Annotated in this window: 9 protein-coding genes, 1 tRNA gene, 2 rRNA genes and 1 other annotated feature (1 of these 13 cut by a window edge); of the genes, 7 read left to right on the top strand and 5 right to left on the bottom strand. The window is 46.1% G+C overall.

Annotated features, from left to right (window positions below; translation table 11 throughout):
- The first annotated feature begins 29 nt into the window (after nucleotides 1–29).
- Nucleotides 30–1130, top strand: coding sequence for a redox-regulated ATPase YchF (gene ychF / locus I579_RS03855; protein ID WP_010755022.1), 1101 nt, complete (start codon nucleotides 30–32; stop codon nucleotides 1128–1130).
- 75 nt (nucleotides 1131–1205) lie between these two features.
- Complete coding sequence (locus tag I579_RS03850) at nucleotides 1206–1913, top strand: DUF1129 domain-containing protein (RefSeq protein WP_010755021.1); 708 nt, start codon at nucleotides 1206–1208, stop codon at nucleotides 1911–1913.
- A gap of 52 nt (nucleotides 1914–1965) precedes the next feature.
- On the opposite strand, the gene I579_RS03845 is transcribed toward I579_RS03850, so the two are convergent.
- Nucleotides 1966–2340, bottom strand: a complete 375-nt coding sequence (locus tag I579_RS03845; RefSeq protein WP_010755020.1) for a ParB N-terminal domain-containing protein — start codon at nucleotides 2338–2340, stop codon at nucleotides 1966–1968.
- A 171-nt stretch (nucleotides 2341–2511) separates the two neighbouring features.
- Here I579_RS03845 and guaB point away from each other — a divergent pair, with 171 nt between their 5' ends.
- Both guaB and I579_RS03835 read left to right on the top strand, forming a co-directional pair.
- Complete coding sequence (gene guaB / locus I579_RS03840; RefSeq protein WP_010755019.1) at nucleotides 2512–3996, top strand: IMP dehydrogenase; 1485 nt, start codon at nucleotides 2512–2514, stop codon at nucleotides 3994–3996.
- Nucleotides 3997–4189: 193 nt separating this feature from the next.
- Complete coding sequence (locus I579_RS03835; RefSeq protein ID WP_010755018.1) at nucleotides 4190–6013, top strand: APC family permease; 1824 nt, start codon at nucleotides 4190–4192, stop codon at nucleotides 6011–6013.
- Between the two features lie 321 nt (nucleotides 6014–6334).
- On the opposite strand, the gene I579_RS03830 is transcribed toward I579_RS03835, so the two are convergent.
- From I579_RS03830 to croR, 4 genes are all read right to left on the bottom strand, one after another.
- Nucleotides 6335–7816, bottom strand: coding sequence for a polysaccharide deacetylase family protein (locus I579_RS03830; RefSeq protein ID WP_010755017.1), 1482 nt, complete (start codon nucleotides 7814–7816; stop codon nucleotides 6335–6337).
- Between the two features lie 84 nt (nucleotides 7817–7900).
- Nucleotides 7901–9178 carry a serine--tRNA ligase gene (serS, locus tag I579_RS03825; RefSeq protein ID WP_010755016.1) on the bottom strand — a complete coding sequence of 426 codons (1278 nt, stop codon included), beginning with the start codon at nucleotides 9176–9178 and terminating at the stop codon, nucleotides 7901–7903.
- Between the two features lie 62 nt (nucleotides 9179–9240).
- Nucleotides 9241–9450, bottom strand: a binding site (T-box leader).
- Nucleotides 9451–9464: 14 nt separating this feature from the next.
- A complete protein-coding gene (locus I579_RS03820; protein ID WP_010755015.1) occupies nucleotides 9465–10661 on the bottom strand; it encodes a sensor histidine kinase in 1197 nt (398 codons plus the stop codon).
- Nucleotides 10651–11340 carry a response regulator transcription factor CroR gene (gene croR / locus I579_RS03815; protein ID WP_010755014.1) on the bottom strand — a complete coding sequence of 230 codons (690 nt, stop codon included), beginning with the start codon at nucleotides 11338–11340 and terminating at the stop codon, nucleotides 10651–10653. Before croR ends, I579_RS03820 begins: the two co-directional genes overlap by 11 nt.
- Before the next feature lie 646 nt (nucleotides 11341–11986).
- Between croR and I579_RS03810 the strand changes: the two genes are divergently transcribed.
- The 3 genes from I579_RS03810 to I579_RS03800 all read left to right on the top strand — a co-directional run.
- A 16S ribosomal RNA gene (locus tag I579_RS03810) occupies nucleotides 11987–13545 on the top strand.
- 77 nt (nucleotides 13546–13622) lie between these two features.
- Nucleotides 13623–13695 (top strand) — tRNA-Ala (locus tag I579_RS03805).
- Nucleotides 13696–13867: 172 nt separating this feature from the next.
- Nucleotides 13868–14055, top strand: a 23S ribosomal RNA gene (locus I579_RS03800) (it continues 2726 nt past the right edge of the window).
- The 16S and 23S rRNA genes sit together here with 1 tRNA gene alongside, the layout of an rRNA operon.

Genomic DNA, 14055 nt, shown 5'->3' with positions numbered 1-14055 from the left:
TAACCAAACAGAGAAAGAGTGAAGTCATTATGGCATTAACTGCCGGAATCGTAGGTTTACCCAACGTGGGGAAATCTACTTTGTTCAATGCAATTACTAAGGCTGGAGCAGAAGCGGCCAACTATCCTTTTGCGACTATCGATCCCAATGTGGGCATGGTGGAAGTACCAGACTGGCGCTTGCAACGCTTAACCGAGTTGGTTCATCCGAAGAAAACCGTACCGACTACCTTTGAATTTACCGACATTGCCGGTATCGTGAAAGGTGCCAGCAAAGGGGAAGGCCTCGGCAACCAATTCTTGAGCCATATTCGCCAAGTGGATGCCATTTGTCACGTGGTTCGTTGTTTCGACGATCCCAATATCACCCATGTGGAAGGTCGAGTGGATCCTTTAGAAGATATCGACACGATCAACTTGGAACTGGTCTTAGCCGACTTAGAATCCATTAACAAACGTTACACTCGGGTAGCCAAAGTGGCGAAAACCAAAGACAAAGAAGCTGTGGCGGAATTAGCCGTCTTGGATAAAATCAAACCGGCTTTAGAAGAAGGACGTTCTGCTCGGAGTGTGGAATTCACCGATGACGAACAAAAAATCGTCAAAGGTTTGTTCTTATTGACCACTAAGCCCGTTCTTTACGTGGCCAATGTGGCGGAAGATGAAGTAGCCGATGCGGATAACAACCATTACGTGCAAGCGGTGCGGAATTTTGCGGCTTCTGAAAATGCCGAAGTAATCGTAGTTTGTGCTCGGGCAGAAGAAGAAATCGCAGAGTTGGAAGAAGAAGACAAAGCAGAATTCTTAGAAGCCATGGGTATCGAGGAATCCGGTTTGGATCAATTGATCCGGGCGGCCTATGATCTGCTAGGACTAGCTACTTACTTTACTGCCGGGGAACAAGAAGTGCGGGCTTGGACGTTCCGCAAAGGGATCAAAGCGCCTCAAGCGGCTGGTATCATCCACTCCGACTTCGAACGAGGCTTTATCCGGGCGGAAACCGTCTCCTTTGAAGACTTGAACAAATACGGCAATATGCACGCGGCAAAAGAAGCCGGTCGGGTCCGTTTGGAAGGGAAAGACTACGTGGTACAAGACGGGGACGTTATGCTGTTCCGTTTTAACGTATAATAGGTGAAAACCCTTTTTTACCACCTCATCCTGTGATACAATTTGCAATAGACTATTTAAGGGGGCAAAAGCGTGATGGAACCAGAAACGCTACGGCAATACGTTGCTGAAAACCGGGAGTTGGAAACCCAACTGACGAAACGGAACGAGCAATACATCTTCGACTTGAAAAAATCACTACATGCGGCCAACCTTTCCGAAAAGGAATTGACACTGGTCTTACATGAGATGTTACCTACATTAGTAGAGGAACAAAAAACCGGGAAAACTGCTCGGCAGTTATTCGGTACGGTATCCGAACGCACGGAAGCCATCCTAGCAAAACCGCAAGAAGCGCCTAAAGATACCAAACCTGTCTTAATGTGGGTGGACAATTCCTTGTTCATCTTAGGAATTTTTGGCGTAATGGTTGGGCTAATGGGCTTGTTTACGAATGGGAAAGCCCAAATGTACGGTGTCTTCAGCTTGCTGGTGGGCTCGGCTTTAGGGGGCTTTGTCTTCTACTTGTTCTACAAATTCTTCTATCAATACGAACAACCGGGAGCAGACAAGAGCAAGCGACCAAAACTTTGGAAAGCCATGCTTTTGATGATTCCAGTCTTCTTTATTTGGATGCTGCTGTGGAGTGTTACTAGCTTGCCGATGTTTGATGTGATCAATCCAATCTTGCCACCAATTGGCACGGTACTGATTGGTGGAGCGGCCTTGTTATTGCGTTGGTACTTGAAAAAGACCTTCAATATCCAAGGTAGTTTTACAACTATGACACCACGAGATAGATAAGATAGAAAAACGCCCTGACGAAATTTTCGTCAGGGCATTTATTTGTTTTGATTTATGATAATTGTTTTTGGCAACGGTCAATCCAGAACACTTGATAGTCTTTTTGTAGGAGTTGGCGCGTTGCAAGGTCGCTGACTTGGCTGATTGACTCCTCCCGGCACCAGTCGATGCACTGCTCATAGAGTTTGATCACCGCATCTGAGTAGTCCTCTTCGTCTAGTTGAACGGGAATTGTGGTCGCTCCTTTTAGGGAAGCGACAAAAGCGCGGGTGTGGCCATCGGTGATGACCCAGCCTTCGCAATTGGCAAACTTGCGGACAAAAATCGGGGTCATAGGGGAGCTGTCATACCAACTGATGACTTTCTGGACTTTGTCTTGGGATAGATAAAGTTGTGAGGGTTGTAATTCTTTCAGGGGTAGTTTCATGATCGTAACCTCCAAGCTTCTTTGTTATTATCCCATATTATCTTAAGCAGGCATAGGCGGTAGTGGGCAACTTTCCCGGCCTTTTCATAAGAATCCCCAGTGAGCGGTTGACTTACCTGGGGTTTTCTGTTAATTTCATTAATAAAATAAAATCGAGGAGTGGTAACGAAAATGTCCAACTGGGAAACGAAATTCGCGAAAAAAGGCTTGACCTTCGATGATGTGCTGCTGATTCCAGCAGAAAGCCATGTCTTACCAAATGATGTGGATATGAGCGTCCAATTGGCTAAGAATATCAAATTGAACATTCCAATCATGTCTGCAAGTATGGATACCGTCACCGACAGCAAAATGGCCATTGCCATGAGCCGTCAAGGTGGTCTTGGGGTCATCCACAAGAATATGTCCATTGCGCAACAAGCCGATGAAGTACGCAAGGTCAAACGCTCTGAAAGTGGCGTAATTATCGATCCATTCTTTTTGACACCGGAACATTTAGTTGCCGATGCGGAACACTTAATGGCAAAATACCGCATTAGCGGGGTGCCAATCGTAGAATCCATGGAAAACCGCAAACTGGTAGGGATCATTACTAACCGGGATATGCGTTTTGTGACGGATTATTCGATTCCAATTGCCGATGTCATGACCCAGTCCAATCTCGTTACCGCACCGGTGGGCACGAAATTAGCCGATGCCGAAAAAATCTTGCAAAAACACAAGATTGAAAAATTACCAATCGTAGACGAAGACGGTCGTCTCAGTGGGTTGATTACCATTAAAGATATCGAAAAAGTCATCGAATTCCCGAATGCTGCCAAAGACGAACATGGACGCTTAATCGTCGCTGCGGCTGTGGGCGTTACCAGTGATACCTTTGAACGAGCGGGAGCTTTATTAGAAGCTGGGGCCGATGCTATCGTAATCGACACAGCTCACGGTCACAGTGCCGGAGTAATCCGCAAGATCAAAGAAATTCGCGAAACTTTCCCAGAAGCAACTTTAATCGCTGGTAATGTGGCTACCGCCGAAGCTACAAAAGCTTTGTATGATGTCGGTGTAGACGTGGTTAAAGTCGGCATTGGACCAGGTTCGATTTGTACCACTCGGGTGGTTGCCGGTGTTGGGGTTCCTCAATTAACTGCGATTTACGATGCAGCCTCCGTAGCTCGTCAATACGGCAAAGCGATTATCGCCGATGGTGGGATCAAATACTCTGGGGATATCGTAAAAGCTTTGGCTGCTGGCGGTCACGCAGTAATGCTTGGATCGATGTTAGCCGGAACTGATGAATCTCCTGGTGAATTTGAAATCTTCCAAGGACGTCGCTTTAAGACTTATCGGGGGATGGGCTCTCTTGGTGCCATGGAAAAAGGCTCCAGCGACCGTTACTTCCAAAGTGGCGTTAACGAAGCCAACAAATTGGTTCCTGAAGGGATTGAAGGCCGGGTAGCTTACAAAGGGAGCGTCTCCGATATTCTCTTCCAAATGATCGGTGGCTTACGAGCTGGTATGGGCTATGTGGGTGCAGCCAACTTGAAACAATTGCGGGACGATGCCCAATTTGTTCAAATGAGTGGCAATGGTTTGAAAGAATCTCACCCTCACGATGTGCAAATTACCAAAGAAGCACCAAACTACTCCGTGGAACAATAAAACAGCAAAAATTAGTCAAAAACCGAGGCTTAGGCCTCGGTTTTTTTGTGGTTTCAAATCACGCCTCACCCTAAGAAAAAACAGGGAGAATTTACATCGGATTTTCATTGACTTTTTCACTTTGCGGGCGTAGCATATCATCTTGTTTGACCTTTTTTATGCGGGTTATCTTTTAATATGAGGAGTGTAAAAAGTGGATTATTTGAAACGGTTATTATTGGGGAAACCCTTGAAATCAGCCGAAAATGACGATCAAAATCTCAGTCGTTTTGCGGCCTTAGCGCTGCTATCCTCGGATGCTTTGTCCTCCATTGCGTATGGAACGGAACAAATCGTGGTGGTCTTAATCACCTTATCCGCTGCGGCCATCTGGTATTCCTTGCCGATTGCGGCCTTTGTCATCATCTTGTTGGTATCACTGACCTTGTCTTATCGGCAGATCATCCATGCCTATCCCCATGGTGGGGGAGCCTATGTGGTAAGTAGTGAGAATCTCGGGAAGAACGCCGGCCTGATTGCTGGGGGTTCACTGTTGATCGACTACATGCTAACGGTGGCGGTTTCGGTCTCAGCCGGTGCGGAAGCTATTACCTCGGCTGTTCCTGCGTTGTATGGACATCAGGTGATCATCTCCATTGTCATCGTGCTTTTGATTATGCTGCTGAACTTGCGAGGCTTGCGGGAATCAGCCACCTTCTTACTGGTGCCGGTGTACGCCTTTGTGGCGGTGATTTCGATTTTGATTGTGGTGGGATTATTCCAAATCATCTCTGGCAATCAACCGCTAAATGCCACCGCCGTTCCCGGAGCTGTGGTACCGGGGATTTCCATCGCTTTGATCTTGCGGGCCTTTTCTTCCGGTTCTTCTTCTTTGACCGGGGTAGAAGCCATCAGTAATGCGGTGCCTTTCTTTAAGAAACCTCGGGCGAAAAATGCCGCGGCGACTTTAGCGATTATGGCGACGATTCTCGGCTTCTTCTTCGTGGGTATTACCTTTATTAACTACTGGTACGGCATCGTGCCGGAAAAAGAAGTTACCGTCTTGTCTCAAATCGGGAAGGCTGTTTTCGGTCACGGCTTCTTCTTCTATGCTTTGCAATTCACCACGGCCTTGATTTTAGCCGTCGCAGCCAATACGGGCTTCTCAGCCTTTCCTGTTTTGGCTTATAACTTGGCCAAAGACAAATTCATGCCCCACATGTACCAAGACCGGGGGGATCGCCTAGGTTACTCCAACGGGATTATGACCTTGGCGGCGGGTTCCATTATCTTATTGGTCATCTTCCAAGGCTCCACGGAACGCTTGATTCCTTTGTATTCCATTGGGGTGTTTATTCCCTTTGCGTTGTCTCAGACAGGGATGGTCATCAAATGGCGCAAAGACGGTGCCGGTTGGTTGAAAAAATCCATCGCCAACATCGTGGGAGCGGCAATTTCGTACGGGATTATCGCGATTCTTTTCGTTTATCGTTTGCCAGATATTTGGCCTTTCTTCATCATTATGCCAATCTTGCTCTTTGTTTTTTACAAGATTCACGATCACTACAAAAAAGTGGCGGAACAATTACGCTTGGCAGAAGACGCGCCTTTGCATACCTTTGATGGTAATACGGTTTTAGTCTTAGTGGGCAATGTCACCCGGGTTAACGTGGGGGCGATTAATTACGCTCGCTCCATTGGGGATTATGTGGTAGCCATGCACGTCTCCTTGGATGAAGACGTGGAAAAAGAACGAGAGATCGAAGCAGAGTTCAAGGAGCACTTCCCTGACGTGCGCTTGTCCATCGTGCATTCTTCTTATCGTTCCATTCAAAATCCGATTATCCGCTACGTGGACTTGGTCAGTAAAAACGCCAAAAAGCACAATTACACGACTACGGTAATCATTCCGCAATTCGTACCTCGCAGACCATGGCAAAACATCCTGCACAACCAAACGAGCCTACGCTTGCGCTTGCGCCTGTCTTGGCGGGAAAACATCATCGTCAGCACCTATAGTTACCAGTTGAGAAAGTAAATAAAAAGGTGCTGTATATTGAGTAGTTTTCAAGTGGTAAACATTGAACGAGCTTAACTGTTATTAATAAAAAATATTCAGATGAATCAAATTTACAACAATCTTTGTGTCAAAGTCCGAAGAGAGAACAGTACCATACGTGAAAAGAGAAAAAGCAAATTACGCTGACTTAGCTTGATGAAATCAAGTTTAGTCAGCGTTTGAGATTTTTAGCAATGAAAAGACGGCTATCTTCCAATGAGTTTAATGGAAGATAGCCGTCTTTTGCTTGCGTCTCACGTTTGGTATTGTTCGGTTCGTAGGACGGTGACTCAACTTGTTTTAAGGAATCATGCGGAAGTCCGTCGCACCAAAGTACGTATACAGTGGTTTTTGGGACTGCTGCAACATCGTATCCACGGAAACGAACTCGTAACCTTCTGCCCGCATGGTATCGATGACTTGCGGCAAGGCTTGTAAAGTAGCTTCGTGAATATCGTGCATCAAGACGATGGAGCCTTCATACAAAGTGGATTTCAAACGAGCATTGATCGCATCGGCATTTTTTGATTCCCAGTCCTGTGAGTCGACGCTCCAGTGGATCAATGGTTTGCCGGCAATCTTGGCTACCCGCTGATCTGCAGCACCATAAGGAGCCCGCAGATTTTGCGGCAAGATGCCACATGCTTCAAAAATCGCTTTGTCGGTCTTTTGCACCTCGGCTTTGACTTCTTCATCAGACAGGGTGGTTAAGAGTGGGTGACTGTAAGAGTGGCTACCCACTTCATTTCCTTCGTCTACGATGCGTTTTACCAAATCTTGATTGGCTGCCACATTTTCTCCTAGTAAGAAGAAGGTAGCCGTGGCTTTCTTCTCCTTTAAGATGTCCAAAATCTTCGGTGTAGTTGCTGGATTAGGTCCATCATCAAAGGTTAAGGCCACGTATTTCTTATTTGGATCCAAGGCCGGTACGCTATCGTCTTTCAAGGTTGCTTGATCCACGAGAGCAGTGTTGATATAAGGCGCAATGTCCTTATACTCCAAAGTCATTTCTTTCACGCCAGTTTCATTGTCCGGTAAAGTGATGGTCAATTTTTCCGGTGTGTACTGAATCTTAGAATCTCGACTGATGCGAGGCATGTTCAAGACTTTGTCAATCATGGCCGATTTGTCTTTGGCTTGATCGAGGATCTTTTGTTGAATCACTTGTTGAATTCCTAATAAATCGGCGTCTTCTGGAATGAGTTCATTTACGGAGACGGGCTGACCGGTTTTGTGGAAGATGTATTGGGCATCGCCGGAAACGGTTTTGGCACCGTCAAAATCTCCAGCTTTGCCATTCCATTGGTAGTTTTCAGCTACCAATGTGTAAACATCCAACTGATCGGACACCGACTTCACGTCTAGTTTTCCCACTACGACGCTTTTACTGCCGTCTTTAATCTTTTTCTTGGCCTTCGCCATGAGTTCCTCTAAGGTCTTTTTGCTATCTTCAAAGGGCAGTTTGCCATCCGGATTTTCCGGCACGTACAGCACCTCTTTTAATTGGTCGCTGTTTTTTTCGCTTTTCTGACTGGCAATGCCGCTTTGGTTACGTTCTTCTTGAATTTCACTTAACAGCGTGGTAGCACCGTGCTCAAAGCGATCTTGAGCTTGGGCCTCTTGTTTTTTAGACTCATAAAAGAAGTATGCTCCCCCAGCAACCATGAGTACAACCAAGATACTGATTAAGGTAAAGATGTGTTTCCCATAACGATTTCCGGGTGATTGCTTGTTCTGTTTTTGATGCCGACTTGACCGAGTGATCACCTGATTTTCTGCCATTTTCATTAACCCTCCGTGTGGTACATAAGTACTGCTACTGTAACACTACCGTAACATGCTTTCAAGGGATTGGCGCAATGGAGACTACGCCTTGGTAATTTCTTTAATACCACCCATATACGGAACCAAAATATCTGGAATTGTAACGGAGCCATCCGCATTTTGGTAGTTTTCCAAGACCGCGGCCACTGTCCGACCCACGGCTAAACCAGAACCGTTTAGTGTGTGTAAGAATTGTGGTTTGTTGTTGTCGTCCCGGTAACGAATCATCGCCCGGCGTGCTTGGAAATCTTCACAGTTGGAACAAGAGCTGATTTCTCGATACGTTTCTTGGGCTGGAATCCAAACTTCCAAGTCGTAAGTCTTCGCCGCAGAAAAGCCCATATCTCCGGTAGAAAGTGCCATAACTCGGTAAGGCAAGCCTAGTTTTTGGAGGATTTCTTCTGCATTGTTGGTCATTTTTTCCAATTCAGCATAAGAATCTTCTGGTTTGGTGAATTTCACCATTTCGACTTTGTTGAATTGATGCAGGCGAATCAAACCCCGAGTATCCCGACCGGCACTACCGGCTTCAGAACGGAAAGAAGGGCTCAATGCGGTGAAGTAAACCGGTAATTGTTCTTGGTCTAAGATTTCCCCGTTGTAGTAGTTGGTCAAAGGCACTTCCGCTGTAGGAATCAAGGTCAAGTCGGTGTTTTCCAATTGGAAGACATCTTCTTTAAATTTTGGAAATTGACCGGTACCAAACATCGCTTTGCTGTTGACGATATAAGGGGTAATCATTTCCGTATAGCCTTGTTCATAGACGTGTAAGTCCAACATAAAGTTGTACAACGCCCGTTCTAAGCGTGCCCCTAAGCCTTTATAGTAGACAAAGCGACTGCCGGAAACTTTTGCTCCTCGTTCGAAGTCGATAATATCCAAGTCTTCGGCGATATCCCAGTGGGCTTTTGGCTCGAAGTCGAAAGTGCGAGGGGTTTCCCAACGACGGACTTCCACGTTATCGTCTTCGTCTTTTCCTACAGGCACATCGGCTGCGGGGATGTTTGGCAAAGTCGCAGAAATATGAAACAGTTTTTCATCGATTGCGGCGATTTCATTGTCGTAGCCTTTGATTTGTTCCCCCACGGTTTTCATTTCGGCGATTTTGTCTGCGGCATCGGCTTTTTCCCGTTTTAAGGTAGCGATTTGTGCAGAGACTTCATTGCGGTATTTTTTCAAGTCTTCGGATTTGACCAATAGACCACGACGTTCTTCGTCTAAGGCCATGAATTCGTCTAAGACTTCTCCTTTGACTCCCCGAGTAGCCAATTTGGCTTTTACTTCAGGCATATTTTGGCGCATCATTTTGACATCTAACATGATAGTTCCTCCTTTGAATTCTAAAAAAATACAATAAAAAAACTATCCCGTCCAAAGCAGATGCTTGGGACGAAATAGTTTGATTTCGCGGTACCACCCAAGTTCGGCAAAAATGCCGCCCTTGATGTCTCGTAACGGGAGACCACCGGCCTTGGATTAGTAAGGCGACGTATTACAAAACTGGATTCACAAGGGTTCCTTATTGGTTTGCAGCGACCACCAACTCTCTTAAAAGGAAACGCAAGCTACTAGGTTTTCGTCATTGTATTTAGCTGTCATAAGCATACTAGAGATTGGCTTTTTCGTCAATATTGGACAATTGTTGCGGGTTGACGTTGCGCACAAGAGGCAAGTGGATGATAAAAGACGTCCACTCGGGATTCGACTTGGCGTAAATATAGCCCCCGTGTAAAGCCACGATGCTTTGGGTAATCGCCAAACCTAAGCCGGTACCACCAGTGGCTTGATTACGGGATTCTTCCACCCGATAGAAGCGGTCAAACAAGGAGTCCAAGGATTGTTGTGGAATCTGAGCTCCATTGTTTTTCACCACGACCACAGCTTCCGTGCCAACCTTCTCGATTTCTACCACGATTTTGGTTGCGCCGGCTCCATATTTAAAAGCATTGGTAAAGAGGTTGTTAAAGACCCGCACTAATTTTTCGGTATCCCCATCCATGAGCAATTGGTTTTCCTTAGGCAAGACTTGAATCTCGATGCCTTTATTGTGGGCTTCTAGTTCAAAGTCTGCGGCTAACTGTTCCACTAGCTGCACCATATCAAACTGACTCATATTAACCGGTACCGTGGGCTGGCGAACTTTGGTGTATTCAAAGAGATTTTCTACTAAAGACTTCATCTGCTTGGCTTTGCTGTAGGCAGTATGGGTGTATTTTAGCAATTCCTCTTCCGAATGATACTGGCCATCTTCAATCAAGCCTAGGTAGCCGATGATGGAAGTCAAGGGGGTGCGGATATCGTGACTGACATTGGTAATCAGCTCGTCTTTGGATTGCTCAATCTTCCGTTCTTCCTCAATGGCCGTCACCGTACTATCGACTAAGCCATTGATACTGGAAACCACTCGGCTGAGATCCCCTCGCAGTTCAAAGGGGATGCGGTGGTCGTAATTCCCATTAGCGATGTAATGGAGCTCACTGATAATATGCCGCAGCTGCATTTGCCGATAGCGACGAATCAAGCGCCAAAATAAAATCAAGACATCTAATAGAAAGAAGAAGGGGACAATCAAATTCCGTCCGCTCCGAAAGAAGTTGGTATTTAAACGATAGGTCAGTGCTTCCTTCGTGTCCCAAATGGCATCATTAATAGAAGGAGAATTTTCGATAACCGAGGAAATCAACACTACAATGGCGACATTTAAGAGGAGTAGCAGGATCACCGTGACGATTCCTTCCGCCAAAAGTTCACTGACTTCTTTGGAGGTTAGCGTAATGCGTTTTTTCTTTTCTTTATTTTGCATCGATCTTATAGCCAACGCCCCAAACGGTTTGGATGATCTTCTCGCCACCAGTGGCTTCTTCGATCTTATCTCGTAAGTGACTCACGTGGACCATCACGGTTTTGGCAGAAACCACGCTTTCTTGCTTCCAAACACGCTCAAAAATCTCATCGGCACTGAAGACCCGATTTGGATGAGACGCTAGCAAGTATAAAATCCCAAATTCTAAGGCAGTTAGTTGAATTTCATTGCCGTCGACGGTTTTTACTTCATGGGAATCTTTGTTGATGATCAAAGAGCTGACTTCAAGGACGTCCGGTTGTTCCTGTTGCACGGTCATTTGTGTTCTCCGGAGCAAAGACTTCACCCGAGCCATGACTTCTAGGGGATTGAATGGTTTGGTGACATAATCATCGGCACCAGCTACCAATCCTCGAATTTTATCCATATCCGTAGTTTTAGCGGTTAAGAGGATAATTGGGATCTGGGATTCTTTCCGCAGTTCTTTAACTACTTGCATGCCGTCTTTTCCTGGCATCATAATATCGAGAATCAATAGTTCAATATCCGAGTTCGTGCGAATCTTGGAGAGTGCTTCATTGCCATCATAGGCTTTCACTGGTTCGTAGCCTTCATTGTGTAGATAGATACTGAGTAATTCGACGATTTCTTTGTCATCGTCTGCGACTAAAATTTTCATAATCGAAGAACCTCCTATTATTAGTGGTGAAACCTAGCTCACCTTTCCTTAATAGTAACAAATAAAAAGAATTTCGCCTATTTTTTTCTAACCCAGCAAGAAGGGGAGTGGAAGAAACTTATAAAAAAACTTGAAAATTACTGAAAGAAGAACAATATACACCCTCTCAAACCGAAAACACGAACAAAAATAGTGGCTACTAACGAGAATGTTTATAAAACGGCATAATGTTGATAGGGCAAGGTTTATCGTTGACATTCTACCAAAAACTTGGTATATTATCTCTTGTCCTCAACAAGAGGAAGTTCACCAATAAGGCCGTTGAAAATAACGAAAAAAAGTTGTTGACAACAAAAGCATTACTTGGTAAACTAACAAAGTTGCATCAGACAAAACGAAATGTCAATCATTAATTCAATAACTTGAAAAAAACTTAAAAGTTTTTGTTGACAAGTAGTTGAGCAAATGATATGATATAAAAGTTGTTGGAGCAACATAGTAGACCTTTGAAAACTGAACAAAAAGCAAAACAACCAATGTGTAGGGCGCTTTGATGTAATCAAAGCAAACAACATTTGCAAGCAATTGCTAGCAAAGTCAATTTTTAACAAATGAGCTTAAACGAGTTGAACTCGTTTCAAACACTTTTTATGAGAGTTTGATCCTGGCTCAGGACGAACGCTGGCGGCGTGCCTAATACATGCAAGTCGAACGCTTTTGTTTTCACCGGAGCTTGCTCCACCGAAAACAAAAGAGTGGCGGACGGGTGAGTAACACGTGGGTAACCTGCCCTCAAGCGGGGGATAACACTTGGAAACAGGTGCTAATACCGCATAACAATCAGAATCGCATGATTTTGATTTGAAAGGCGCTTTTGCGTCACTTGAGGATGGACCCGCGGTGCATTAGTTAGTTGGTGAGGTAACGGCTCACCAAGGCCACGATGCATAGCCGACCTGAGAGGGTGATCGGCCACACTGGGACTGAGACACGGCCCAGACTCCTACGGGAGGCAGCAGTAGGGAATCTTCGGCAATGGACGAAAGTCTGACCGAGCAACGCCGCGTGAGTGAAGAAGGTTTTCGGATCGTAAAACTCTGTTGTTAGAGAAGAACAAGGGTGAGAGTAGAATGTTCACCCCTTGACGGTATCTAACCAGAAAGCCACGGCTAACTACGTGCCAGCAGCCGCGGTAATACGTAGGTGGCAAGCGTTGTCCGGATTTATTGGGCGTAAAGCGAGCGCAGGCGGTCTCTTAAGTCTGATGTGAAAGCCCCCGGCTCAACCGGGGAGGGTCATTGGAAACTGGGAGACTTGAGTGCAGAAGAGGAGAGTGGAATTCCATGTGTAGCGGTGAAATGCGTAGATATATGGAGGAACACCAGTGGCGAAGGCGGCTCTCTGGTCTGTAACTGACGCTGAGGCTCGAAAGCGTGGGGAGCAAACAGGATTAGATACCCTGGTAGTCCACGCCGTAAACGATGAGTGCTAAGTGTTGGAGGGTTTCCGCCCTTCAGTGCTGCAGCTAACGCATTAAGCACTCCGCCTGGGGAGTACGGCCGCAAGGCTGAAACTCAAAGGAATTGACGGGGGCCCGCACAAGCGGTGGAGCATGTGGTTTAATTCGAAGCAACGCGAAGAACCTTACCAGGTCTTGACATCCTTTGACCACTCTAGAGATAGAGCTTTCCCTTCGGGGACAAAGTGACAGGTGGTGCATGGTTGTCGTCAGCTCGTGTCGTGAGATGTTGGGTTAAGTCCCGCAACGAGCGCAACCCTTATTGTTAGTTGCCATCATTCAGTTGGGCACTCTAGCGAGACTGCCGGTGACAAACCGGAGGAAGGTGGGGATGACGTCAAATCATCATGCCCCTTATGACCTGGGCTACACACGTGCTACAATGGGAAGTACAACGAGTTGCGAAGTCGCGAGGCTAAGCTAATCTCTTAAAGCTTCTCTCAGTTCGGATTGCAGGCTGCAACTCGCCTGCATGAAGCCGGAATCGCTAGTAATCGCGGATCAGCACGCCGCGGTGAATACGTTCCCGGGCCTTGTACACACCGCCCGTCACACCACGAGAGTTTGTAACACCCGAAGTCGGTGAGGTAACCTTTTGGAGCCAGCCGCCTAAGGTGGGATAGATGATTGGGGTGAAGTCGTAACAAGGTAGCCGTATCGGAAGGTGCGGCTGGATCACCTCCTTTCTAAGGAATATTACGGAGACTACACAGTGTTTTGCTTTTGTTCAGTTTTGAGAGGCCTACTCTCAACATAGTAATACGGGGCCTTAGCTCAGCTGGGAGAGCGCCTGCTTTGCACGCAGGAGGTCAGCGGTTCGATCCCGCTAGGCTCCATTGACGAGGTTGCTCGTCAAGCTTGTTCATTGAAAACTGGATATTGAAATACAAGAAAAACAAACCGAGAACACACACCGCATTTGGATGAAGAAATTCGTTCAATTGCTTATTCTTGAGTAACCTTCTATCGCTAGAAGAAGTGCTCAAAACCCGACCGTAAGGTCGTTAAGGTTAAGTGAATAAGGGCGCACGGTGGATGCCTTGGCACTAGGAGCCGATGAAGGACGGGACTAACGCCGATATGCTTTGGGGAGCTGTAAGTAAGCTATGATCCAGAGATTTCCGAATGGGGGAACCCAACATCTTTGATAGGATGTTACGAATAGGTGAATTCATAGCCTACTCGAGGTAGACGCA

Origin of the sequence: Enterococcus asini ATCC 700915 (genome assembly GCF_000407365.1) — a bacterium.
GTDB classification, from domain to species: Bacteria; Bacillota; Bacilli; order Lactobacillales; family Enterococcaceae; genus Enterococcus_C; species Enterococcus_C asini.
Note: the sequence above shows the minus strand (reverse complement) of the source record. Positions and strands in the feature narration are given on the sequence as shown.

Bases quoted from the DNA above. Each gene is read 5' to 3' on its own strand.
- serS (WP_010755016.1), bottom strand. From the start codon at position 9,178: ATGTTAGATGTCAAAATGATGCGCCAAAATATGCCTGAAGTAAAAGCC.
- I579_RS03850 (WP_010755021.1), top strand. From the start codon at position 1,206: ATGGAACCAGAAACGCTACGGCAATACGTTGCTGAAAACCGGGAGTTG.
- ychF (WP_010755022.1), top strand. From the start codon at position 30: ATGGCATTAACTGCCGGAATCGTAGGTTTACCCAACGTGGGGAAATCT.
- I579_RS03820 (WP_010755015.1), bottom strand. From the start codon at position 10,661: ATGCAAAATAAAGAAAAGAAAAAACGCATTACGCTAACCTCCAAAGAA.
- I579_RS03845 (WP_010755020.1), bottom strand. From the start codon at position 2,340: ATGAAACTACCCCTGAAAGAATTACAACCCTCACAACTTTATCTATCC.
- I579_RS03830 (WP_010755017.1), bottom strand. From the start codon at position 7,816: ATGGCAGAAAATCAGGTGATCACTCGGTCAAGTCGGCATCAAAAACAG.
- croR (WP_010755014.1), bottom strand. From the start codon at position 11,340: ATGAAAATTTTAGTCGCAGACGATGACAAAGAAATCGTCGAATTACTC.
- guaB (WP_010755019.1), top strand. From the start codon at position 2,512: ATGTCCAACTGGGAAACGAAATTCGCGAAAAAAGGCTTGACCTTCGAT.